This is a genomic window from Klebsiella sp. MS 92-3 (assembly GCF_000195655.1).
GTDB lineage: Bacteria > Pseudomonadota > Gammaproteobacteria > Enterobacterales > Enterobacteriaceae > Klebsiella > Klebsiella pneumoniae.
Window position 1 is genome coordinate 22,185 of record NZ_GL882800.1, and the last position, 21,422, is coordinate 43,606.

At 48.7% G+C, this 21,422-nt stretch carries 24 protein-coding genes; 2 read left to right on the top strand and 22 right to left on the bottom strand.

The features are described 5' to 3' along the window. Window positions 1-116: 116 nt before the first annotated feature. From HMPREF9538_RS15805 to HMPREF9538_RS15765, 9 genes are all read right to left on the bottom strand, one after another. Window positions 117-983 (bottom strand): nucleoside triphosphate pyrophosphohydrolase family protein, encoded by an 867-nt coding sequence (locus HMPREF9538_RS15805; protein WP_009484862.1) that lies wholly within the window; start codon window positions 981-983, stop codon window positions 117-119. Between the two features lie 73 nt (window positions 984-1,056). Continuing rightward, complete coding sequence (gene nrdB, locus HMPREF9538_RS15800) at window positions 1,057-2,199, bottom strand: class Ia ribonucleoside-diphosphate reductase subunit beta (protein ID WP_009484863.1); 1,143 nt, start codon at window positions 2,197-2,199, stop codon at window positions 1,057-1,059. Window positions 2,200-2,318: 119 nt separating this feature from the next. Beyond that, a complete protein-coding gene (gene nrdA, locus HMPREF9538_RS15795) occupies window positions 2,319-4,646 on the bottom strand; it encodes a class 1a ribonucleoside-diphosphate reductase subunit alpha (RefSeq protein WP_009484864.1) in 2,328 nt (775 codons plus the stop codon). Window positions 4,647-4,726: 80 nt separating this feature from the next. Next, on the bottom strand, window positions 4,727-5,299 hold the full coding sequence (locus HMPREF9538_RS15790) for a hypothetical protein (protein ID WP_009484865.1): 573 nt from the start codon (window positions 5,297-5,299) through the stop codon (window positions 4,727-4,729). A 16-nt stretch (window positions 5,300-5,315) separates the two neighbouring features. Next, complete coding sequence (locus tag HMPREF9538_RS15785) at window positions 5,316-6,014, bottom strand: hypothetical protein (RefSeq protein WP_009484866.1); 699 nt, start codon at window positions 6,012-6,014, stop codon at window positions 5,316-5,318. Beyond that, entirely contained in the window at window positions 6,004-7,920 is a 1,917-nt protein-coding gene (locus HMPREF9538_RS15780) for an AAA family ATPase (protein ID WP_009484867.1), read from the bottom strand. The genes HMPREF9538_RS15785 and HMPREF9538_RS15780 overlap by 11 nt, the downstream gene beginning before the upstream one ends. Then, window positions 7,917-9,002, bottom strand: a complete 1,086-nt coding sequence (locus HMPREF9538_RS15775; protein WP_009484868.1) for a metallophosphoesterase — start codon at window positions 9,000-9,002, stop codon at window positions 7,917-7,919. The genes HMPREF9538_RS15780 and HMPREF9538_RS15775 overlap by 4 nt, the downstream gene beginning before the upstream one ends. Before the next feature lie 208 nt (window positions 9,003-9,210). Further along, window positions 9,211-9,591 carry a DUF6232 family protein gene (locus HMPREF9538_RS15770; RefSeq protein ID WP_009484869.1) on the bottom strand — a complete coding sequence of 127 codons (381 nt, stop codon included), beginning with the start codon at window positions 9,589-9,591 and terminating at the stop codon, window positions 9,211-9,213. A 222-nt stretch (window positions 9,592-9,813) separates the two neighbouring features. Next, on the bottom strand, window positions 9,814-10,461 hold the full coding sequence (locus HMPREF9538_RS15765; protein ID WP_009484870.1) for a hypothetical protein: 648 nt from the start codon (window positions 10,459-10,461) through the stop codon (window positions 9,814-9,816). A 316-nt stretch (window positions 10,462-10,777) separates the two neighbouring features. Here HMPREF9538_RS15765 and HMPREF9538_RS15760 point away from each other — a divergent pair, with 316 nt between their 5' ends. Beyond that, entirely contained in the window at window positions 10,778-11,890 is a 1,113-nt protein-coding gene (locus HMPREF9538_RS15760; RefSeq protein ID WP_009484871.1) for a RepB family plasmid replication initiator protein, read from the top strand. Between the two features lie 363 nt (window positions 11,891-12,253). On the opposite strand, the gene HMPREF9538_RS15755 is transcribed toward HMPREF9538_RS15760, so the two are convergent. The 7 genes from HMPREF9538_RS15755 to HMPREF9538_RS15725 all read right to left on the bottom strand — a co-directional run bounded on the left by HMPREF9538_RS15755 (window position 12,254) and on the right by HMPREF9538_RS15725 (window position 16,537). Next, window positions 12,254-12,469 carry a hypothetical protein gene (locus HMPREF9538_RS15755; RefSeq protein ID WP_009484873.1) on the bottom strand — a complete coding sequence of 72 codons (216 nt, stop codon included), beginning with the start codon at window positions 12,467-12,469 and terminating at the stop codon, window positions 12,254-12,256. Next, window positions 12,469-12,807, bottom strand: coding sequence for a hypothetical protein (locus HMPREF9538_RS15750; RefSeq protein WP_009484874.1), 339 nt, complete (start codon window positions 12,805-12,807; stop codon window positions 12,469-12,471). Before HMPREF9538_RS15750 ends, HMPREF9538_RS15755 begins: the two co-directional genes overlap by 1 nt. A 189-nt stretch (window positions 12,808-12,996) precedes the next feature. Beyond that, the gene (locus HMPREF9538_RS0127510) at window positions 12,997-13,269 is read right to left on the bottom strand and encodes a hypothetical protein (protein WP_032457074.1); all 273 of its coding nucleotides are present in this window, start codon (window positions 13,267-13,269) and stop codon (window positions 12,997-12,999) included. Between the two features lie 580 nt (window positions 13,270-13,849). Further along, a complete protein-coding gene (locus HMPREF9538_RS15740; protein WP_048976473.1) occupies window positions 13,850-14,587 on the bottom strand; it encodes a hypothetical protein in 738 nt (245 codons plus the stop codon). A gap of 125 nt (window positions 14,588-14,712) precedes the next feature. Continuing rightward, window positions 14,713-15,420: a hypothetical protein gene (locus HMPREF9538_RS15735; protein ID WP_009484878.1), complete on the bottom strand. Its 708-nt coding sequence runs from the start codon at window positions 15,418-15,420 to the stop codon at window positions 14,713-14,715. Between the two features lie 89 nt (window positions 15,421-15,509). Then, window positions 15,510-16,337, bottom strand: a complete 828-nt coding sequence (locus tag HMPREF9538_RS15730) for an SPFH domain-containing protein (RefSeq protein WP_009484879.1) — start codon at window positions 16,335-16,337, stop codon at window positions 15,510-15,512. Next, complete coding sequence (locus tag HMPREF9538_RS15725) at window positions 16,334-16,537, bottom strand: hypothetical protein (protein WP_125050104.1); 204 nt, start codon at window positions 16,535-16,537, stop codon at window positions 16,334-16,336. The genes HMPREF9538_RS15730 and HMPREF9538_RS15725 overlap by 4 nt, the downstream gene beginning before the upstream one ends. A 122-nt stretch (window positions 16,538-16,659) precedes the next feature. Between HMPREF9538_RS15725 and HMPREF9538_RS15720 the strand changes: the two genes are divergently transcribed. After that, window positions 16,660-17,385: a hypothetical protein gene (locus tag HMPREF9538_RS15720; RefSeq protein ID WP_009484881.1), complete on the top strand. Its 726-nt coding sequence runs from the start codon at window positions 16,660-16,662 to the stop codon at window positions 17,383-17,385. 17 nt (window positions 17,386-17,402) lie between these two features. Here the strand turns inward: HMPREF9538_RS15720 and HMPREF9538_RS15715 are convergent, their stop codons facing one another. The 6 genes from HMPREF9538_RS15715 to HMPREF9538_RS32220 form a co-directional block, all read right to left on the bottom strand. Next, window positions 17,403-18,470 (bottom strand): recombinase RecA, encoded by a 1,068-nt coding sequence (locus tag HMPREF9538_RS15715; RefSeq protein ID WP_048976477.1) that lies wholly within the window; start codon window positions 18,468-18,470, stop codon window positions 17,403-17,405. A gap of 16 nt (window positions 18,471-18,486) precedes the next feature. Continuing rightward, window positions 18,487-18,747, bottom strand: a complete 261-nt coding sequence (locus tag HMPREF9538_RS15710; RefSeq protein ID WP_009484883.1) for a hypothetical protein — start codon at window positions 18,745-18,747, stop codon at window positions 18,487-18,489. Beyond that, window positions 18,744-19,706, bottom strand: a complete 963-nt coding sequence (locus tag HMPREF9538_RS15705) for a 5'-3' exonuclease H3TH domain-containing protein (protein ID WP_032457081.1) — start codon at window positions 19,704-19,706, stop codon at window positions 18,744-18,746. Before HMPREF9538_RS15705 ends, HMPREF9538_RS15710 begins: the two co-directional genes overlap by 4 nt. Window positions 19,707-19,766: 60 nt before the next feature. Beyond that, entirely contained in the window at window positions 19,767-20,744 is a 978-nt protein-coding gene (locus tag HMPREF9538_RS15700; protein ID WP_009484885.1) for a hypothetical protein, read from the bottom strand. Between the two features lie 66 nt (window positions 20,745-20,810). Further along, window positions 20,811-21,251 (bottom strand): hypothetical protein, encoded by a 441-nt coding sequence (locus HMPREF9538_RS15695; RefSeq protein WP_009484886.1) that lies wholly within the window; start codon window positions 21,249-21,251, stop codon window positions 20,811-20,813. Next, window positions 21,251-21,415 (bottom strand): hypothetical protein, encoded by a 165-nt coding sequence (locus HMPREF9538_RS32220; RefSeq protein ID WP_009484887.1) that lies wholly within the window; start codon window positions 21,413-21,415, stop codon window positions 21,251-21,253. Before HMPREF9538_RS32220 ends, HMPREF9538_RS15695 begins: the two co-directional genes overlap by 1 nt. Window positions 21,416-21,422 lie beyond the last annotated feature (7 nt).

Here is a 21,422-nt window from a genome sequence, read left to right on the forward strand (position 1 = left end):
AAAGGGCCGACCGCTAAGATTCTTATGGAATGGTGATTAAGCAAAACAAAATAATACAAGGCGAGAAAGAATATACATCAATAAGTATTTACTTATCAAGGCATAATTCATCTTTTTTAGAAAAAGTGACGCCCGATTACTGAGTCAATTGCCATATCAACGAATTTTGACAAATCAGCCGACTCATAAGTTGGCGACTTCAGGATTTTGCCATCGGAAATTCGATATCCGATCATACCATCCCGACCTTCAGCAACACGGAATGCCAGGTCATCTTTGTCGTATTTGCACTTCGCAACCAACTTCATGCGCAGTTCGGCGTCAGCCGGCCAAAGTTTCGTCATATTGCTGCGATGGACTTCGGCCACCAGATCAACGACAGGGACATTCATCAAATCCGCCAGGTGATAAACCATCTGTGACGCCACGTAGATGCGATTCATTGCGCCACGCAAATCCACGGCTAAACTGGTGGAGTCTGCATACCCAGAGCGGATTTTGGCCGCAATAACCTCAAGCTCTTCTGCGGCCACCCCAAACTGAGACAGCCCGAGGATGATATCTTCCTGCGGCTTTTTGCTATGAGCGTGGACGTAGCTGGTGTAAATATCTTCGCTCTGTTCTTTTGTGAAGTGAGCCATGGCGTTAACCACACCGCCACGCACGCTGATCAATGTGCCAATACCAACGTATAAACCATCGGCCATAGCATCCAGAACTTTATCCATGTCCAGATGTTCAACAGCTTCGGCAGCTTCGTCTACAGCCTCTTCACGGATGAGACCAGCACGAAGCTCTAAAAGCTCAGGCGTGATGTCGGCTGCGATCGGATGTTGAAATAGTTCGTGAAACTCTGACACCATCTCGCCGATTTTCATCGTAATGTCGGAGCCACCAGGGTAGATCTCGTAAAGCGTGTCTATTTTTGCGCCATTTTTGGCTTCAGATTTCAGGCGAGATTTCTCTAATACTTTCTTTAACATTTTTAATTCCGTGCATTTGAATGATGTGATTATTGTGACCCAGAGAGCCAGGCCACAAAATAAATCAAAAGGCTTACAGGTCGCCAAATCCGCCAAGCATTGATGTATCAACGGCTGCGTCAATTTGCCCCACCAGATACGAAGGGATCTCCGTTTCCTGCGGCGCCACCTGAACGTTGTCGGTGAACAGCCAGCTGTTCATCCACGGCAGCGGATCGAAAGTGACATCGTCAAACAGAGGGTTGAGATGAAGTCGCTTCATCGCCAGATTTGTGCGGTACTTCACGTACTGTTTCAGGATCTTCGCATTCAGACCAATCATCGAGCCGTCTTTGAACAGATAATCAGCCCAACGCATTTCCTGCTCGGCCACGTCGAGCATCGTCTGGTAGACAAACGGCTCTTCTTCTTCGGCGATCTGCTTCCACAGCAAACCTTCGCGACCATTTCGCATATTTCGCAACATGCGCTCAGTGCCTTCGCAGTGTAGCGCCTCGTCACGCGCAATCAGTCGCATAATCTTCGCGTTGCCTTCCAGCAGCTTTCGCTCGCCAAACGCGAACGTGCAGGCAAAACTGACATAAAAACGAATCGCTTCCAGCGCGTTTACAGACACGAGAGTACGGAACAGCTGGCGTTGCATCGGGTATGGCTTCCCGTCGAACTCAGACGCGTACAGACGCTCAAATTCATCTTCCCCGAGATGCTCGCGAGCGCAGACCATTTGATAAAGCTTGTCGTACTCTGCCGATACGCTCGATGCGCGGCTGATAATCTGTTCATCAGTTACGATGCCGTCGAAAATCTCGCTTGGATCATCAACCATGCCTCGAATGATATGGGTGTAGCTGCGGCTGTGAATGGTCTCGGAGAAGGCCCAGGTTTCAATCCACGTTTCAAGCTCCGGGATGGAAGCCAGCGGCAGCAGCGTAACGTTAGGGCTACGGCCTTGAACGCTGTCTAATAGTGTCTGGTAGCGCAGGTTACTGTTGAAGATATGCCGCTCATGATCGGCCAATTTCGTCATGTAGTCGATTCGGTCTTGCGAGATATCCACCTCTTCCGGGCGCCAGAAGAATGACAGCTGTTTCTCGATCAGCTTCTCAAATTCACGGTATTTCTGGATGTCATACCGTGAAACGTTGACTGAATTGCCGAGGAACATCGGCTCTTTCGTCGCGTCGTTTGCGCCGAGACGGAAAGTTGAATAAGACATGTGTTTCCCTTTGTTATTTAATAAATTCTATGCCACTTCAGCTATCGATAACGCCATGATATGTGGACTTAACAGGCTCTCAAACGGAGAAGAAAGGTGGGCTTTCGCCCACCTGGTTATCAAATTTTGCAAGCGCCACCGCACTCGTCTTCCTCCTCGATAAATTCGGTCGACGATGGAAGATGGGCCTGATGTGTGATCTTGTCGTCTTCGCGAGAGCCGGCACCATCGCGGGTGTTGTGGTAATAAAGCGTCTTCACACCCATGCGATACGCATCCAACAAATCAGTCAGCATCTTTTGCATTGGCACGCGACCGGAAGCAAAGCGCGCCGGGTCATAGTTGGTATTGGCAGAAATAGACTGGTCGATGAACTTCTGCATGATCGCTACTTTTGTCAGATAGCCAAAGTTATCCTCGATGTCCCACAGGTACTCGTAAGCGTCGCCGATGCGAGAAAATTCCGGCACGACCATCTTCACAACACCATCTTTGGACGACTTCACGGATACCGGGCCACGCGGTGGCTCAATGCCATTGGTGGAGTTGGTGATCTGACTGGACGTCTCGCAAGGCATTTGGGCGGACAGAGTGGAGTTGCGTAGACCGTATCGCTCAATATCTTTTCGCAACCCATCCCAATCCAGAAGAAGAGGGTGGTTGGCATTCAGTTCTGAGGCGTCCAGCTGCTTGCGGTAGTGATCGATAGGCAGCAAGCCTTTCGCATATTTCGTCTGACCAAACCATTCACATGCTCCCTTATCTGATGCAAGCAGGTTACTGGCCTTCAGCAAATAGAACTGAACCGCTTCAAATGTTTCGTGAACCAGTTTGTTTCCATCAACGCCGGAATACTTCGCGCCGTTCTTAGCCAGCCAGTAAGCGAAGTTGGTTACACCAATCCCTAAGCTACGACGCGCCTTGGCTGGTGTTTCCGCTGCAAACATCGGATAGTCCTGATAATCAAGCAGACAGTCCAGCGCAGAGACAGCGTAGAAGGCTACTTCTTCCAGATCTGCCAGAGACTCAAGGGCGCCAAGATTGAATGCGGACAGAGTACACAGCGCGATTTCGCCGTTCGGATCGTCAGTAAATGCCAGCGGCTTAGTCGGCAGGGCAATTTCGGCGCAAAGGTTCGATTGCTTAATGGGTGCCACAGCCTCATCAAAAGCGCCATGCGTATTCATATGGTCGATGTTGGCGATGTAGATGCGACCGGTCGATGCACGTTCCTGCATAAGCGAAGAGAACAGATCCACTGCAGGCACAGACTCTTTGCGGATTGACGGGTCATTTTCGTACTGAACATACAGACGCTCAAACTCATCCTGGTCAGCATAGAAGGCATTCAGAAGACCGGGGACATCGTGAGGGCTAAACAGCGTGATAGCCCCACCCTCGATCAAACGACGGTACATTAAGCGGTTCAATTCAACACCGTAGTCCATGTGACGCACGCGGTTACTGTCAACGCCGCGGTTGTTCTTCAGTACCAGCAGACTATTTGCTTCCAGGTGCCACAGTGGATAGTAAGCCGTTGCCGCCCCGCCACGGACACCGCCTTGAGAGCAGGACTTCACTGCCGCCTGAAACAGCTTCAGGAACGGAATAACACCCGTATGGGTCGCTTCACCGTTGCGAATAGGACTACCCAGCGCACGGATGGAACCGAAGTTAACGCCAATGCCGGCACGCTGGGAGATGTACTCCACAATGGCCGAGGTCGTTGCGTTGATGGACTTCAGTGAATCACCGGACTCGATCAGAACGCAGCTTGAGAACTGGCGAGTAGGGGTGCGAACGCCAGCCATGATCGGGGTGGGCAATGACAGCTTGAACGTACTGGTTACGTCATAGAAACCTTTGACCATTTCCAGACGGGTTTTGCCCATATCGCCATTATTCCAGTCCTGATATAGACACATGCCCACCAGCATGTAGATATGTTGAGGTGACTCATAAATTTCCCCGTTTACTCGATGTTGTACCAAATATTTGCCGCGCAGCTGGGTCGTTGCTGCATAGCCGAAATTATCGTCACGTTCAGGTTTCATGTACGCGCCCAGCTCGTCGATCTCTTCGCAGCTGTATTTATGCATGATTTCGCTATCATAAACGCCGCGAGTAACGTTCTTCAGGATGTGCTCGTAGAAGTCCGGGTATTCGTATTGGCCGTGAGCATCTTTGCGAATTTTGAAAATACTCAGACGCGCTGCAACCTGGCTGTAGTTAGGGGAGTCGGCACTGATAAGATCGGCGGCAGCTTTGATTAGAGCGTCGTGTACCTGGCTAGTCGTCATACCGTCAACGATACTCGCCGCGGCCCCCATGGCGACGGCAGAGGCGCTTACGCCATCAACGCCGTCCGTTGCCCACATAACGACGCGGTTATACTTCTCTTCAGACAGTGCTTCGGCACTGCCATTCCGTTTGATGATTCGAATCATGTTGTTGTCCAAAAGAAAAAAGCCACTAAATGTAGTGGCCTATAGTAATAAGTAAATGTTTACTTATCAATGAAGCAAACTTAAAAGAATGCTCTCATCATAGAAACAGCTTGGCGGTATTGATCTGTTTCCAGTCCGGTGTAAACAGCAGCCAATGCGTCAGCCGGGTGCTCGTTTTTACTGACAATGCTCACTTCACCTTTAACCTTCTTCGTAAACCAGCCAGCATCCGGGTGTTTAGATACTGCCCACTCAATGATGGTATTTTTGGAGGTGTCTTTTTTTCCGCCGATATGCATTTTGATGTCATTTGGTGTCAACTGAATAATAGGTTTATCGATACACGCCAGAACACCGAGGCACAGGCCGTAGGATGTTTGGGCGCGGGAGGACTGGCTACCCACTGGCAGCTCCGCAAACACGATATTTACGCTATCAACGATGGGCTTAATGCCGCGCCAGATTTCGTTTGCTCGACGCAGATCGTCGCTATTGGTTCGAACAGTTTTTTTTGCTGAAGTTGCCTCTGTTTCAATCAGTTTAATTGACACGTCGGTCACTTCAGCAGTATCCAGATTCAGCGAACCAGTGACGATCCCAAAGTTACGCAGACTTGGGTCAAACCCTGCGAATTTAATAATTTTATTACTCATGTGCTTTCCTTTGTTGTTACCACGTTCCCCAAATGGGGTTAGCTTTGCGAAGCTCTATCACCTCGCTAAATTCATCAAGTTCGCATCCCGATGCCTGAATCTCTGAGAAACCGGCAATGACATCGGGCCACATTTCAGCGATGCAAACGGCCAGTTTTTTCATAGTTTCACTGGCGTACTGAAGGCTCTCTTTTGCGTCATCTGGGACGGCAGTCGACACGATGAAACCTGTTTCAACTTTGTCATCGAAGCGTATGCCGAAGTGAAGAACACCATCGCCAATCAGCGTTACCGGCATTTCCACCTTCGAAAATGCCTTTGATTTATGTCGTTGCCCAAATCGAGCCATGTCATTCTGAACGCGACGAACAGCCATCCTCGCGCTCATATGCTGGATACGGTCAGACAAATGGGCAGACTTCACCTGGTTAAAAACAATATCAGTATCTTCCTTGCTCGAAACGATTATGCCGCCACCCATATGATCGGCACCAAATACATTCCCCATGTAGACAAGCGCTGAATCACCTATCCACTGAGCATCAAACAAGGCTTCGCTTGCCTCAATAATGCGCTGGCGTGTCAGCTCGTCTTTGTAATGGCTTGTGAAAGAGCCAAAATCTACAATACCGCCAAAGCGCATAGCCATTACCCGCGCTGCAGCAACGCAGGTAACGATCTGACCAAACTGATTGCCAGTCGGATTAAACGACATAGCTGCGACCCTCTTTGATCTCCAGCGTCACCGTTTCGCGGAACCACGACTTCATCTCCTTGTGCGAGACAATCATCACCGTGCCACGCTCACGTGCCTTCGCCTCCAGAATCCCCATTAGACGCTCAAGTCCTGCCGAATCCAGCGCATCGTCGATCTCATCGCCGATAAACAACTGAATGCTTTTGCTGGCCCGGTTCGCGACCATATCCTGAAGCGCCAGCGCACAAGCCAGACGCACTTTCCGCTTTTCACCACCGGACAGACCACGGAAGTCTTTGCTGAACCCAGCCTTCTCAACGGCAATGTTGAACTTGTCGCGGATCTCTCCTTTCTTCGTGGTGTCCATCGTTGACCATACCGCAGAGATATTGCCATCCGACATCGTACTCAGGTACTCCGCCGTTCTGTCGTTCAGGAATGGTGTTACTGCCGTCAGAATGTGCGAGCGAACGCCGGATGGGGAGTAAATCTGACGTGCCTTCTCAAGCAAAAGCGCCTGATCTTTCATCCCTTCGATTTCGCGTCGGATCTCTTTCAGCTTCTCTTTGTGGATTGCCAGATTTTCGCGATGACGGGAAATGGCTGCATTGTGAGGGTTAACTTCTTCCGAGATCGCTTTCACTTGTGCGTTTGCGCGAGCCAGAGCACTCTCTGCCGCTTTTATTTCGACTTGCCGTGACTTTACGTTACCCAGACTGCGGGTAAGCTCAGAAATGCGCTCAGTGATTGCGGAGACGTCGGGGGTCGAGGCGACAAGACGATCACGCAGCACGACGATTTTATCGTGACGCTCCGTTTTGGCCGCTAAATCCGCTGTTAGTGATTTAGCTTCGTCTACATACTTACGGACTTCGCCGACGTAGTTGTCATGAACGTGAGACAGATCACCGCTAGTGTATGGCTTACCGCACGTCGAGCATGGCTTGCCTACGCTTGAATTGACATTATCCGCATTCAGCTTGGCTTTTTTTGCTGCGCTAACGGCTCTGTCGCGGGCTGATTCAGTCGCTCGGATCTCCGCCGCTGCATCAGCCACCATTGTGTTCGCTGCCTGAACTTTCTTATCATGTTCAGCCCTGCCGGAAAGCTTTTTCTTTTCATCCGTGATTTGGTTCTCAATTTTGTTGATGGTGGCCGGGATGTCGGCCATTTCCATGCTGGCCTCCGTTACCTTGACTTCGATCAGCGTCGCTTCGGCTCGTGCTTCATCGAGCCTAACGGAACGTGTTCTCTCCCACGCCTCGGCAGCGGCTGTACTGGTCTCAATCTCCGTCTCTGTTGAAGTGATAAGCGATACTGTGCTTTCAGCCTGAGCGTTGGCTCTGTCGAGTCGAGCGCTCATCGCATTAGCTCTGTCGCGGGCGATAGCATAAGCCTTTGTCAGACGGTCGATGCCAGCTGCTTCTTCAACAATCGCCTTCAGGTTTTTATCCGTCATACCTGGCAAATCCGGCATGGCTTCCTGACTGGCATAGATGGATGCCATGAATACTTCTTTCGAAGAGCCGATCAGCCGCTCAACCAGTTCCTGAGTCAGCGTGTCCTTGCCTTTGGTCAAATCACCGTCTTCACTGCGGACAATGAGACGATTTTTGAATTCTTTGTGAGCACGGTGACGAATTACCGCATATTGCTTACCTTCGTCTTCAATGGTCACGGAAACGCGGCAGTTCTTTGGCGTCGTTGAGTTTAGAACGTCATCGCCCTTGTATCCAGTGGCTGTTTCCCCGTACAAACACCACATCAAAGCATTCATCAGCGTTGATTTGCCGGCGCCATTACTCGCTGCACTGGAGTCCGCGGCGTTAATGCCCTGAATCAGAACCAAGCCTCGGCTATCCAAATCAACGCTGGCCTCAGCAATGACCATAAAGTTTTCAACTTTCAGATTTAGGAATTTCATTCAGACGTCCCCGCGCTTTCCGCTTCTAATAGGATTTCGTTGCATAGTGAGTCGAGCTTAGCCAGATCGAAGCCGCCATCCGTATCGTGGACAACCTTGCAGTAGGCACTGATTGATTCAGAGAGACTGTCGATTTTGCTGGTGGATTCGGTGCTTGCAGTTCCAGCCATCATCGACGCTTTTTTGATGAGATTTGTCACAACACCCACGGCACCCAGCGTTGCCAGTTGCTCTTTTATTTGCACTGCCTCGGCGTCGTTCTCAATGACTGCGCGATAGCGAACATAATTGCCGCGAATGTCGTCTTCAGTCACATCGCCTTCCAGAGATACAAACTTCGGTGCCGATGTTTCGTGCTGCGTGAATGAACCGTCTTCCTGAACCAACATAAACCCGGCCAACGTACCAACGTCGCCCCAATTCTGGTGGGTTAACGCACCGACTGACACGACACCAGGGATTATCTCTTTGTGATTGTGATAGTGGCCGGAAAGAACCAGACGGAAGCCGAGTTCCTTCAGATCGTTTGCCTCAATCCCTGCGTCTGGCATTGTCGGTATGGCTTTGTTGATGCCTGTGTGGATCACAATGTCGTGAATGCCTGGGCCAGCTTTCTCACGAAGAGATTTCATATCCGCCAGCAATTCGGCATGACTGTTACGCCAGCTGATAAAGTGGACTGTTACATCATCAATTTTCACGCTCTGTGCCGGGCCACAGACGATATTTACGCCAATCGACTGCAATGATGCCGCCGCATTTGCCGAAAATACTGAGTCATTGGTTTCCAGGTCGTGGTTGCCGGCCAGCATCCAGACTTCCAGACCGATTTCGTTAACAATGGTTTTGTACGTTTCAGTGACGAAGTGGAGCACGGAAGGGGTGATTGAGCCGCGCGTATGGAATGTGTCGCCAGCAACAAACATGTATTTTGCGCCAGAAGCTTTGATCGCTTTTGCCGCCTCGATGGTTGCATCGAGCTGAATTTTTAAACGAGAATTCAGACCGCTGACGCTGATTGTCGAGAACGCAGACCAGCTATGATAGTGTGGGTCTGAAATCACACCGTATATCGTTTTCATGTGTTTTCCTGTTGTTGTTTTATTCGATGATAGAGTGGGTTAACAGGCCACCAAGCGACTTCATCAGGTGCATATTAAACACCAACAATAAGTAACCACTTATTTATCTAAGAGCATGATACCGAAGTGCGATAGGCTATGCTATATCTTTTGAGAGGGGGAGGTATGGCAAGGAGGTGGGTAGTCTATTGGCTACCCAGTTTGAATTTTAACCTCTGTGGATAATAGCTTCGTTGAGGTGGTGGATAACGCTATCGATGTAGCTTTTATCCGTACTGGTTAAGGCTTGGGACTCACCAGAAGCGCTATTTAAAAAGACAAGATATTCTGTTTTGAGGCCCTTGAACCAGAAGATGGCAAAGAGAACGACCAGTACACCGATTGCTTTAAACATCAGCGTAGCTGCTAAGAAAATCATTAAGATACCAATGATGCCAGTAATAATTGGGCCAACCTTGGATGGAATCTTTTCTCCGCGCTTTACTGACGTAACACCATGCATAGCGTAAGTCGTGCTGCCTACCATAAAACGAGCGTTAGTGATACTCACATTACCATTACGATAAAACTCTATTTCTTTATCTTCCATTGTTTATACCTATGTGCATACATGTACATTAGAAACAAATTGTAATTGTATTACGATAATAAGTGAATTTTTAAGATGTGCAATGTATGCCGTTGTTTTTTTGAAGATACACAATAAGAAAGCCCCTAAAACGCTCCCCTGAGAGATTTAGTGGTTACTTTGGGCGAGTTGGGGGTTAGAGAGAAGGCCCCTCAGAATAGCGGAGGGGCTGAATATGCGCGGTTAAATCTTCTCTTCGAATCTACGTCTTAACTCATCGAGACTCACGACGTTATCTGGCGGGGTGACGTCCTCCATCATTCGAATTTCTTCTTCGGTGTGATATTCCCAATCGTGCTCGTGCTTTAGACTCTTCAGGTAGATTACCGTCAGCAAGCTGTCTTCTTTCAGGAAGTGGCCGTATGACTTTTGGATAACGGTTTTTACCTCGTCCTGAGTTTTTCCGCCGAGACATAGATGGTTGAACCTGGCGTTTATCTTGAGCATTTTGTCGACGGGGCCAGAGAACACCTTTGCGACGCGCGCAAAGCGTATGATCTCACCGTTCTCAGCACCAACCAGGCAAACAATAGAATTTTCACTAACGCGGTTGACCCAGGTTACGCCGCTGCGCATTGTGTTGAAGTATGCCTCCTTTAAACCAAGATAAGGTTTTCTGAAGGAGATGAGCGGGACGTATCGTTTGCATGTATTGATTTCAAATGACGCTCCCTGTTCCAGCAGTGATGCCCGAGTCTTGTAGATCGGGCAGGCGGTTTTGATGCCGCAAACCTCACACATGTCCCTGGAAGCAACCAGTTTAGAGTCAGGCTTGATGGTGTAAGTCCCATCTTCAAGTCTTCTGATGTAACGCGACTGTTTGATATTCATTTGATGCTTGGCCTTGTATTTTTTATCACATTAAACCAAAAACAAGGCTCACGTACTAAAATGCCTTGAAAAGTTATCCACATATCAACTGGATAGATCCCAATAATAAGATCCCTATATAGATCATACATTAGATCAAAAGAGATCCCCGATCCTCGCAACCCGCGCCACGCCTGCTCTGAAAGACCATTGGCGTATGCTGTCAGCGGAAAAATATATGCTGCGAGCGGCGTGCGATATGCTGTGGACTGTTTTGTGTATGCTGCTAACGGTAAATGAAGTATGCTACCAGCGGTTTAAGCAATGAGGTGTCCACATGTCCACAGGCAAAAAAAAGAAGAAAGAAAACATACCGTTAATCGATGATGATGACGCGATCGACGAAAGTGTTCCGGCGTTATTCACAGGCGACCTCACCCCTAACAGCAACAATACCGTACAACCCATTGCGTTGATGAGACTTGGATTGTTCGTTCCCACGCTCAAAGGCACGAAGAATAGTAAACGAAATAACTCCAACCAGATAGACGCCTCAAAAGAACTGGTGCAACTGGAGGTTGCGAGATCTGAGGGTTATTCCGATATCAAAATAACCGGCCCACGTCTCGATATGGATCACGACTTCAAGACGTGGGTTGGTGTCGTCCGATCACTTGCCGAGTATGGGGAGGCCAGTGGGCGCGTTGAGCTAAGCATCACGAAGTTTGCCAAGTTCTGTGGGTATCCATCTTCCCAGATACGCAAGACGCTGCGAGACAGGATTACGAACAGCCTGCTGAAGATAATGCGCACAACGCTTTCGTTCCAGCGCACATACGAAGAGAAGAACGTGGACGGCTCGAACAAGATATCTCTGCTCATGGTTCATCTGGTGAATAGCGTGGATTACAATGAGAAAAATGACACCATCATATTTCACGCCGAACCAAAGCTGTCAGAGCTATACCGGTTTGACCACAAAGTTCTTCTCCAACTGAAGGTCATCAACAAACTTCCACGTAAAGAAACCGCCCAGGCGCTATACACCTTCATTGAAAGTCTTCCGGCGCGGCCGGCGCCAATATCTCTGGCTCGTTTGCGTGCGAGGTTGAATCTGAATAGCTCAAGCATCAGCTCCCAAAATCAGACCATTCGAAACGGTCTGAAGTCTCTTAAAGAGCTTGGCTACCTCGATTACTCAGAGGTGAAGCGTGGTCGCTCTGTATTTATTCAGATTCATGGACGCAACCCGAAACTTAAAGTCATTGGTGAAGAGAAGCCGTCGAAGCCTGAGAAGCCTGCAGAGCAAGTGGAAGGGCCACAAGAGAACGGCGAGCTGGAAGTCGTAAAACAAAACATGATCAAGAAGATAGCTGAACTTTCTGCGGATTTGACGCCTGAGAATATAAAGCTAATTGAGATACTTAGTAACGGTCTGAAGTTGCTTTGATATGCTCTGAGCGGTGCAATATATGCTGTGAACGGCAAATGGTATGCTGCCAGCGGTGATTTGACTATTAGATATGCTGTCAGCGGTGATTAGGAAGGTCTGGAATCGTTTATTCACACCAAATTTAAGCCCTCGAATAGAGGGCTTTTTTATTTCGTATGCTGTCAGCGGTTGTGGATATGCTGTCAGCGGCTCAATGTATGTTGCCAGCGGTAATTGATATGCTGTCAGCGGTACGCTATGCCGCCAGCGGTGACTTCGATCAGGAGTCATTTTTAGAGGGTTCCATTTAGCCCCCTAGTGGTTACTAACCTGTGAGACGTTGATATCAAAGGGTTAGTAACCACTAACATTTATCTAATGTCAGGTGATCGATGAGAGAAGATTGTAGAGACGATGTGATTTAGCCTTCGCCTTCGTCTCACCATTTTCAATCATCTGCCACGAGCGGTAGCGATACACAATCTGGCAGTCGTCACGCTCCAGTCTTGTTGAGAAGTCTTCCGGGCGAGTAAATCCTTTTGCACGCCAGTATGGTCTAATTTTTTCAATTTCCATGCTGTTAGCGATGTTGTTCATTACGCAACCTTTTCACATTCATCAAACACATATCCGAAGTCATCGTAAATAACACCAAAGGTGTCTTTACGCATAAAGTAAGCGGCGCCAGAATGGTAAGCGGCCAAATTGCCTTTGTTCTCCGATAGTATAGGTGAGCTGATTATTCTCTCACCTACAACAGCGTAGAACTGGTGAGCATCTGCCGTCAGGATAGCTTCAGCAACACGATGTGGCGTGCCTGACATTTCGCCATTTTCTATGCGCATAATGTTCATCTGGCATTTCATCACGGCTGAGTTGCCTGCATTCGGTAGTGCAATCAGGATAGCCAGGGTAGCTGCAAAAATCGTTTTCATGATTAGAAGAGCTTCCCAAGAGTGATAGCCAGAAACACGCCCACCAAAACATCTACAATCCGACCATTAACCGGCGCTAATGCTTTTCTAAAACTGCCAACGAATACGCTATCAAAGAGCAAAAAAACTGATGTAGCTAAATACAGGAACGGCATAATACACCTTATTAGATAAATGTCTACTTATCAATTAGAACGAGGAAAGACCAAGGATGCGGGTCAAATGTGCCGCATCTTCGTCGCTAATAAAGCGTAAGTCCTCGATATACCAGCATTCGCCGTTACTCCAGCAAACACCATCCTCGTCAACCGTAACGGTATCTTCGCTACCATAAAGCGATGGCAGGATCTGATTAGCGATTACCTGCAGGTCATCATCGCTCGTTCCTTCAGGCACGTCTAAAATAGAATAAGGTGAATATGACGTATTAAGTGATGCGCAAACTTGTAATAAAGCCTTCATGTGCTTTCCTTTGTTGTAATAAACAAGTTGTTATCTTATGTGTCTAAATGAGGTTGCAAAAATAAGTGACACGGTCACAGAATTATCTTTCTACTCACCTATTACTCTGTAATGTCACTGTTTTTTACCTCTGTGAATGTGCCATGAAGGGACGCAGCAAAAAAGACGAACGTATCGCGACCGAAGTCGTCTTTCGTGTGTATAGCCTGCCCATCAGCGTCTGAGTAACCGGAGTATGTTTTCCCCGGAGTAAACCAGTTGATGCCTGGGCGTGTGCCGGTGCATTCGATAGTGATCATGTTTTGCCTTTTATAGTTACAACATACTTTTAGGTAAGAGCTACATCACGCAGCAGCCGCGGATTTTTCTTGGCGTTGCTTTAGCACGCATTCGGCGTGAATGACTCGGAATCGACCTGCGAAGCGTTCAAAATGGCCTTCACCTTTGGCGACCCAATTTTTGCAGTAGTAGCAGCAACCTGGATATTTGTTACGCATTTGGTGTCCTTTCGTGCTTAGTGGAGAACGTGTTTAAAAAGGCTTCCTGCTGGTGGGCGCTCAACTCGCCGTTGAGCTGGATATTAGGCGTCATCACGAGCCTCCAGCATAAGTCTGATTGACTCGTTGAGATCGATGTCTGGCGCTGAAGTTATTTGCTCAAGACCCAGACGCATCGCGGCACCAGCCACATACGCCTCAACCTCTGCTTTGCCAGCTGAGACGATGTTATCGACAGCTTCCTGCGTGAGTTCCGCGCCGAACGCCATATTGCCTGGAAGATTGATTACCGCTCTGGACAGTGATTCGTAAATGGCGCGGAGATCGCGCTTGCCAGCCTTACCGGTAGCAATCAACGCACCGAGCTGGTCGACGAGATTCTCGATGTCGGCAACGTCTTTCCGAACCCGTGCAGCAATATCTTTAGAGAACCGCTCGTGCATCGTCTCAGCCTTCTCTATTTCGGGAAGGTGAACCAGCTTTCCGTCGCGGATCGATGAAAGAGTACATGGGACGCCCTCGCCAACGCCGAAACTGGACACCATCGCCGCCCACTGTGCTGCGCTGAGTTGAACCACCATAAGAGCGCTACGGTCTTCTGACTTTGTGATCCGGTAGCTGTAGCCATCTCGTTCGATAGCCGCTCGATGGAACGTTAATTCAATCAGCTCACTATGATCGATGTCTGAGTCGAACAGATTTGTACCGGACGAACTGACCCGGCCAACACGCACCAGGCCAAACGCTGGGTGCGTCACCATATCCCGGCCTTTGAACGATTCGCCGCTTCTCTCTTCAGGCTTCTGTTTAATTCTCGCCATTGTCTTCTCCTTCACACATTACGGGGTTTGAATCAGGCTCTGAGTAGTCGTAAGTTTCAGAGTCTGCATTGGGGCAGTGGATGACTCTCTGGTAGCCGTCACCCTCCATGGTTTCACCACAGTTCTTACAGACCATAAAAATCTCTGCTCACCTCTGCGGTATCAAACTTGGACTCCACCCAACCTCTTGAACAACCTGTGACGCTAATTACTGACCAATCCTTGCCCGTTGCTATTGTTCTGGCGTTGAACTCGTCCGGCGTCTGTTTCGACATGTAGTTAAATAGCCCGTGGGCATCGTAGACGGGTCTGGCGTCATGCTTGATTCTGGCGTTGGGGTTCTTCGGCGTTTTCTTTAGCCAATAACGGATAACCCCCTCTGCAAATGCCTCCACCTCTGCGGGCGTATTTCCGGGGATATTGGCGACAAGGTGAATATGCGGCATCCTCTCGTGCTCTGCCCATTCCAGCGCGTAGATATATTCTGCGCTGGCGGTTCTTAGACGCTTTATTAACCCTGTCATTGCCTCGTTGAAATATTCCGGTTCAATGTCGCACAAAGGCTTCAGCGTGAAGAAGTAAGGCGTGCCGGGTGTTTTGTTCAGATCGATAAGGCGGGCGTTTTTCCTGAACGTTATACGCTTTGCCGCGCTGTGCGAGAGCCGTCTGGCTTTTCTTTCGGCTTTGCCTGCTTCCATTAATGCCCGATGCTCCGCTGTAATGGTATGTCCTTTTCTGAACGCACCCACGCGAGCCACGCGGCCAGTTTTGGGTGTAGATACTTCCTCAATCGGTACGGCAATCAGGTTTTTGTCGATCCACGATTTATTCATACACACTCTCTAAACAAGTTGTTTTCTTATGGCTGATATTTTACGGAGAAAGAAAAGGCGCCAGAAGTGGCGCCTTTGGGACTGTTCGATTACTTGACGGTAACGAATGGGGTACTGGTCCCTGCGGTCATATACTGCGGTAGGGTGCCATTCCACTTATTGATGGCCTCCAGCTGCATAACTTCCGGGTTCTGGCGGAGAGCCTCGCCGCGGATGCGGATAGATTCAGCATCAGCCTTAGCCAGAGTTTCCTTGGCGTCAGCTTCACCCGCTGCCTGAGCGCGAACCATGTTTGCTTCAGCTTCTTTTTGCTTAACCTGCTGCTCACGTTGCAGCGTGGTCTGGTTCGCCGTTACTTTGGCGTTAATGGACTCGATAACGCTCGGCGGGTACTCCGGTTTACCCATCCAAGACAGACTGAGAACCTGAATTCCAACCGGCCCCATTTCGGTCTGAATAGCTTTCAGTGAATTATCCAAAAGTTCAGTTTTGCCGCCGTCGATAAAGCGGTCAGTGGTCATGCGACTGGCCTGTTTAATCAGTACGTCTGCGATCTTCTGCTTCAGATCGGTTTCGGTGATATCGTCGACGCCTTTACGGTAGGTCTGGAAGATGGTGGTGACTTTGGTCGGGTCTACTTTGTAAGTTACACCAATGTGGTAGCCGATCGCTGTACCATCGCTCATTTGGAAGTTGAAGGCGTCTTCATACGACTTCATCTGCTTGAAGGTAGGGAAGGTGTACAGAGTGGTATTCCAGCCAATCCATTGACGGCCAACGCCAACAACTTCACCAACACCTTTGTCGTCACCTAATTTGTTGACCTTGATACCCACTTCACCAGGCTTAACGTACTCACAGCCGGTCAGCATGGTCATTGAGGCTACGATAGCCAGTGCGATAATTCCCTTTTTCATTTTGTTTTTCCTGTAATTAGTTGATGGATAATGCTTTTAGCCGCTTTATAGGAAGCGAAGGGGGTTGCGAACATCAGCACGAAGCCAATCAGGACAGTGATGTCGCTTTTTTGAGAGATGAGATAGGGGATAACTAACCCTACCATCGTCATCGCAAACCCGATCGTGACGCAGATTTTCAAATACAGTTTTGTGGTCATGTGTTTTCTCTTGTTGAAAAGCTTACACATAATAGATAAGCACTTACTTATCATCAAGCAAAACATATTGAACCCAGTTTTTATCCTGCATAACATGGTCTTTTTAGCGGCCGGGAAGACGAATGACAGACAGAGAGTTGGCGGGGTTAAAAGCCATTGAGCTATGGGAGAATGGGGCCTTTGATGCTGACATGATCCTTATGGTGTTAGGAAAACGAATGGGCATGAGTTCTTCAGCTGAACTCGTTCATTGGCTTTCATCACAAGGCACGATCCGAGGCTCCAAGTCCAAAGAAAAAATTAATGAAAACAGGCATAAAGCTGCCGCGTTATGGATTTCAGGTCTGTATAGCGCTCCCGAATTACTTGAAATGTTTAAAGGCCGTCTGGGTATACAGCGCAAGGGATCTCTTCTTTTCTGGTTCCGGCAAAATGGATACGTAAGAAACTCGGAGTCGCCCGACGCTCCGAAGAATCCGCGAGCAACTTTGAGAGAAAGAGCCGTGGAGTTAAGGAAAGCCGGCCAGCACACAACCCGACAAATCTTTGATGAACTCTCTCCCGAGTTAGGTATGAAAAACGTCGGCGCACTTAGACGCTGGTTTAAGAAAAATGGCATCGTACCTGAGCATCCGAGAAAACCTCGTGAGAAGCCCCCTAAACCGAAACCGGTAAATCCTCGTGTTCAACTTAGAGCTGTATGTACTGATATGTGGGCATCTGGCGAATATACAGGTAAGGACATTCGGTCTCAAATGGGCGAAAAATTTCCATTTGCCAGCCTTGGCGCAATGTATGGTCATTTCTCTAAAGTTGGTGTTAGAAAGGGAAGTAAAGAGAGCGACTGAGGTCGCTCTCTAGTGATTTACGCGTCAGCTGGCTCTAATTCGTCCTTTGACTTCATCTTCGCCTGAATCGACTTAATAGCCTTCACGATTTCGCCCAAATCCTTCTCGCGGTACATATCGACGATCTGGGACTTTGTATACTTCTTATCGCCAATCTCGATGCGCCCGGTGGACGTCTTCGGAATGTATCCCTTATCAAGCATGTACTCTACAAGCGATTCTACGACGTCCAGACCACGCGAAGGGTCGAAGTAGAAGTTCCATTCACATTTCTGGAACGGTGGCGCCACTTTGTTTTTGACGCACTCTGCTTTAACCAACTGACCAACACGATCGCCGCCTTCTTTCAACTGACCGCCACCCAGCTTGATGCGGACGGAAGCGTAGAATTTCGGAGAGTCGCCGCCTGGGGAAGTGGTAGGGTCTCCGAACATTACGCCCATTTTTGTACGAACTTGGTTCAGGAAAATGAGACAGGCATTGTATTTCTGCGCCCACTTAGCCAGCGTTGGTAGATTTGCCGAAGTCGCGCGAGCCAGTGCCGTGTTGTCGTTCATATTCAGCTCGTCTTTCTCTTTGGCCGTGCCATCCGCCATCTTCTCGAACTTCTCGAACTTCTGGCGCGGAACCATTGAGGCCAGCGAGTCATAGACAATGACGATGGGCGCTTCAGCTGGGATCAGACTCTCCTTGCGAACCAGAGACAAGATTTGCCCGGTCAAGTCGATGGCGTCCTCAAAGGTGTCTGGCTGCTTATAGACCCAATTACCTTCATCTTCATCAGATTGAAGTCCCATAACTTCAGCCAGACCAACGTCAAAACTGTTTTCATGATCGAGGAATACGGCGATACCTCCGACCTTCTGCGCTGCAATCATCGCGCGGGTTGCGAGGAAAGTTTTGCCTGCAGACGGAGGTCCAAAAATCTCCACAATACGCCCACAAGGAAGACCGCCTTCCAGATCACCAGAAACGGCTTCGTTTAACGGGGGAAAACCGGTGTCCAGCCATTGCTCGACTTTCTGGATCTCATCATTTCCGCCGATACGTTTTTTCATGGCTACTGCTAATGGTGACTTTTTCATGTGTTTTCCTTTGGTTTTATTTAGTTATGCCGATTTCTTTCTCGGCTTGTTCACGATTAAACGTGATGGTGTCGCAGTTCATCATTTTTGCGGATCGCTCAATGATGGTGAGAATATGGCCTTTCACGATATCTACTTCACGTGCTGTCAGAGCGATTTTGTGACCGACGATGCACGCGTTAAAATCAGACACAACATACTCGCCATAGGTGAAGACTAACTCCTTCGCCAGCGCGGTCGGCGTAGTGGATTTTCCAGTAATAATTGACGCAATCATTCAGCCACCAACCCGCAGCGCTTAACGAACGGCACGACAAAAACATCCATATCGCTGATGATTGACTGGAAACTTAACTGCATACAGATTTGCTTAAATGTTTCCAGGCTTTGCTCACCGCGAATAATCTCCAGCTTCTCCGGGGCGAATTTGGTGTCGATGAGATCCATCAACTTAATATTCCGCATAAACGCTTCAAGCATCCGACAGCCGGTTTTCTCATTGAAAGCGTTCTTTGCCAGGTTATTCACTGCCGTTTTGTTGCGACCTTTGTCCATGACAATAGATCCATCGCAAATCCCCTTAACCAGCGTAACAATGGAGCCATACTCGTTAATCAGATCCATCGCGCCTTTGTCGCCAATACCGCCGACTTGCTGAATGTTGTCCGACTTATCACCCTGCAGCGCTTTACCTTCCAGATAGCCGCGTGGTGTTGGGTAGCCGGTTAACTCAGAAAACGCCTCGATATTGATGCGCTTATGCTTAGCATCCTCGCGCAAACTGACCCATGTTACCTTTTCGTCAACCAGCTGAATCCAGTCGGAGTCCGCGGTTAACAGGTAGATGTGCTCGACGTCTTTCGACGCAACATAACGCTTCTTCAGAATTCCGGCTAAATCGTCAGCTTCACCGTCGATTGCAGTAATCTGATCAACACCCAGCGAGGTGATTGCTTTTTTGATGAAGGGCTTTTGGACTGCAAAACCTTCTTTCATCTGTTTCATTTCTGCGTTGTCGTCACGATTGGCTTTGTAGTCCGGGTAAAACTCGCGACGCTTGTCGCTGAAACCATCCCACAGAACTATTGGTCGAGCCTTCAGAAGCGAAGCATAGCGGCGCATGTTGGTGATAAAACCAAACACTGCGTGGGTCTCCATATCGCCGCTATGGAGTTTTTTTGGTTGCTGCTGGTGGTAGTAACCGAGGCTATTTCCGTCGATTATTAAAATGTTCACGGCATTGTTCTCCACGAATAAATAAGGCGTCCGAAGACGCCTTTAAAATCAACGGCTGGCTTACATTGAAAGCGCGTTAAGTTGCGCGTAAATGTCATCCAGATCTTCGTTTTCCGGCTCAGCTGCTGGCTCGCTTGCTGGCGCTTCTTTTACTTCTTTTACCTCTTTCTCTTCTGGTTCGAATACGGTTTCTTTCGCGTATTCAACTTCTTTATCCAGTAAAGAGGCTTCGGCAGTTGAGTCATCTACGCCAGTAATGGACATGCCTGGAAGAGATGCAGCTGCTTTGCCGGTTGGGGTTGGCAGAGCGCCGGCGCTTGAACCCATAGACGCTGGCAGTGCGATTCCGGTCGCGCGAGCAATCATTTTGGAGGTCGCCATCAGTTTTGTCGGATCGGTCTGGTTTACAAACTGTTCCAGAGACGGCTGGTTGTCCCAGAACTTAGCCGGAACGGCTGTTTTGTTTTTACGCATCGGTTTGACTTTGTAGTCAGTATCCAGACCAGATCCGGTGCGAGTAATTTGATACGCGTAACCTTTTTCGCGGCTCAGCGGTTCGCCGATCTCATCGTTCATATCCTGCATAATGGCGTCCATCAGGTCGTCAAACACGGACATAGGCATATCGATGAGAGAAGTCTTGTCGGTGTCGCTGAAGTCTTCTTTCTGAGACCACATGCCGACAACAGCCATGCGCGGAGAGGCACGCATATCGTCAATGACTTTTTCCATGGCTTTGTTGCCTTTGTACTTCGCTTTAGCTTCCATAACCATTTCGCACATTTCGCACGGCTTATCATGGGTATGCTGAAAGCACAGATGAGCGCTGTATACGTCCTTCCCATCTTCGCCTTTAGATTTGGCATAGTGAATGCCGTACTTGTGGGAGAATGGAATATTGTCAGGGTCGTCTTTGTTCAGGATGATGCGAACGTAGTTTTCGCCTGGTTGCATCTTTTGCAGATCGTTCCCGCGATTGCCGCGTGCGTTTTTCGCAACTTCTTGGCTTTTCTTCAGAAGGTTCATTAAAGCGGACATGTGTTTTCCTTTATTGTTAATGGCTTTTATTGCACTTGGTTATGATAGATAAGCGATCACTTATTATCAAGATACATTTTTAGGGGCGTTAAATCGTTCAACACCTGTTCTTTCGTATTCGGAAATTGCCTTTTTAGACGCCTGAACGATCATGTCTCGACGGTGTCCGAGTGCGTTTACAACCTGCTTGTAAAACTCAGCGAGATACTTCGCGTCATCGTACTTTTGGCGAGCCGAAAGATACGCCGGAGACGACTTTATTTTGGCTTCAATCGTCGATTCGCTGATCTTCACACCGTCGAAACTCAGACCGGCACGCGTCGTCGAATAGAGACGTGCTTCGATGGATTCTAAATCTCGCTTTGCAGCATTCGCGGCGCTTTCAGCCTCAACCTGTTTAAAACCATAAATGGCGACAAGCTCCGGCTGACGACGCCAGACAGCGTCCAAATCATGCGTATCAAGCCTGATGTCATCCATCACTTCTTTGATGATCGCCTTATCCATTACCAGCTCCAGAAAGCGCTAACAAACAGTCCAATCGGCCAGAAGATGCAGCCGATTATCTTCAGCTCAACATCACCGCAACTCGCCGCTTCAGACCAGATTTTCGCGAAACCGATGCCAGCGATTAAGTAGGCTAAAACGAACATTGGAATGGTTAAATCCATAGTAAAT

Bases quoted from the DNA above. Each gene is read 5' to 3' on its own strand.
- HMPREF9538_RS15805 (WP_009484862.1), bottom strand. From the start codon at position 983: ATGTTAAAGAAAGTATTAGAGAAATCTCGCCTGAAATCTGAAGCCAAA.
- nrdB (WP_009484863.1), bottom strand. From the start codon at position 2,199: ATGTCTTATTCAACTTTCCGTCTCGGCGCAAACGACGCGACGAAAGAG.
- nrdA (WP_009484864.1), bottom strand. From the start codon at position 4,646: ATGATTCGAATCATCAAACGGAATGGCAGTGCCGAAGCACTGTCTGAA.
- HMPREF9538_RS15790 (WP_009484865.1), bottom strand. From the start codon at position 5,299: ATGAGTAATAAAATTATTAAATTCGCAGGGTTTGACCCAAGTCTGCGT.
- HMPREF9538_RS15785 (WP_009484866.1), bottom strand. From the start codon at position 6,014: ATGTCGTTTAATCCGACTGGCAATCAGTTTGGTCAGATCGTTACCTGC.
- HMPREF9538_RS15780 (WP_009484867.1), bottom strand. From the start codon at position 7,920: ATGAAATTCCTAAATCTGAAAGTTGAAAACTTTATGGTCATTGCTGAG.
- HMPREF9538_RS15775 (WP_009484868.1), bottom strand. From the start codon at position 9,002: ATGAAAACGATATACGGTGTGATTTCAGACCCACACTATCATAGCTGG.
- HMPREF9538_RS15770 (WP_009484869.1), bottom strand. From the start codon at position 9,591: ATGGAAGATAAAGAAATAGAGTTTTATCGTAATGGTAATGTGAGTATC.
- HMPREF9538_RS15765 (WP_009484870.1), bottom strand. From the start codon at position 10,461: ATGAATATCAAACAGTCGCGTTACATCAGAAGACTTGAAGATGGGACT.
- HMPREF9538_RS15760 (WP_009484871.1), top strand. From the start codon at position 10,778: ATGTCCACAGGCAAAAAAAAGAAGAAAGAAAACATACCGTTAATCGAT.
- HMPREF9538_RS15755 (WP_009484873.1), bottom strand. From the start codon at position 12,469: ATGAACAACATCGCTAACAGCATGGAAATTGAAAAAATTAGACCATAC.
- HMPREF9538_RS15750 (WP_009484874.1), bottom strand. From the start codon at position 12,807: ATGAAAACGATTTTTGCAGCTACCCTGGCTATCCTGATTGCACTACCG.
- HMPREF9538_RS0127510 (WP_032457074.1), bottom strand. From the start codon at position 13,269: ATGAAGGCTTTATTACAAGTTTGCGCATCACTTAATACGTCATATTCA.
- HMPREF9538_RS15740 (WP_048976473.1), bottom strand. From the start codon at position 14,587: ATGGCGAGAATTAAACAGAAGCCTGAAGAGAGAAGCGGCGAATCGTTC.
- HMPREF9538_RS15735 (WP_009484878.1), bottom strand. From the start codon at position 15,420: ATGAATAAATCGTGGATCGACAAAAACCTGATTGCCGTACCGATTGAG.
- HMPREF9538_RS15730 (WP_009484879.1), bottom strand. From the start codon at position 16,337: ATGAAAAAGGGAATTATCGCACTGGCTATCGTAGCCTCAATGACCATG.
- HMPREF9538_RS15725 (WP_125050104.1), bottom strand. From the start codon at position 16,537: ATGACCACAAAACTGTATTTGAAAATCTGCGTCACGATCGGGTTTGCG.
- HMPREF9538_RS15720 (WP_009484881.1), top strand. From the start codon at position 16,660: ATGACAGACAGAGAGTTGGCGGGGTTAAAAGCCATTGAGCTATGGGAG.
- HMPREF9538_RS15715 (WP_048976477.1), bottom strand. From the start codon at position 18,470: ATGAAAAAGTCACCATTAGCAGTAGCCATGAAAAAACGTATCGGCGGA.
- HMPREF9538_RS15710 (WP_009484883.1), bottom strand. From the start codon at position 18,747: ATGATTGCGTCAATTATTACTGGAAAATCCACTACGCCGACCGCGCTG.
- HMPREF9538_RS15700 (WP_009484885.1), bottom strand. From the start codon at position 20,744: ATGTCCGCTTTAATGAACCTTCTGAAGAAAAGCCAAGAAGTTGCGAAA.
- HMPREF9538_RS15695 (WP_009484886.1), bottom strand. From the start codon at position 21,251: ATGGATAAGGCGATCATCAAAGAAGTGATGGATGACATCAGGCTTGAT.
- HMPREF9538_RS32220 (WP_009484887.1), bottom strand. From the start codon at position 21,415: ATGGATTTAACCATTCCAATGTTCGTTTTAGCCTACTTAATCGCTGGC.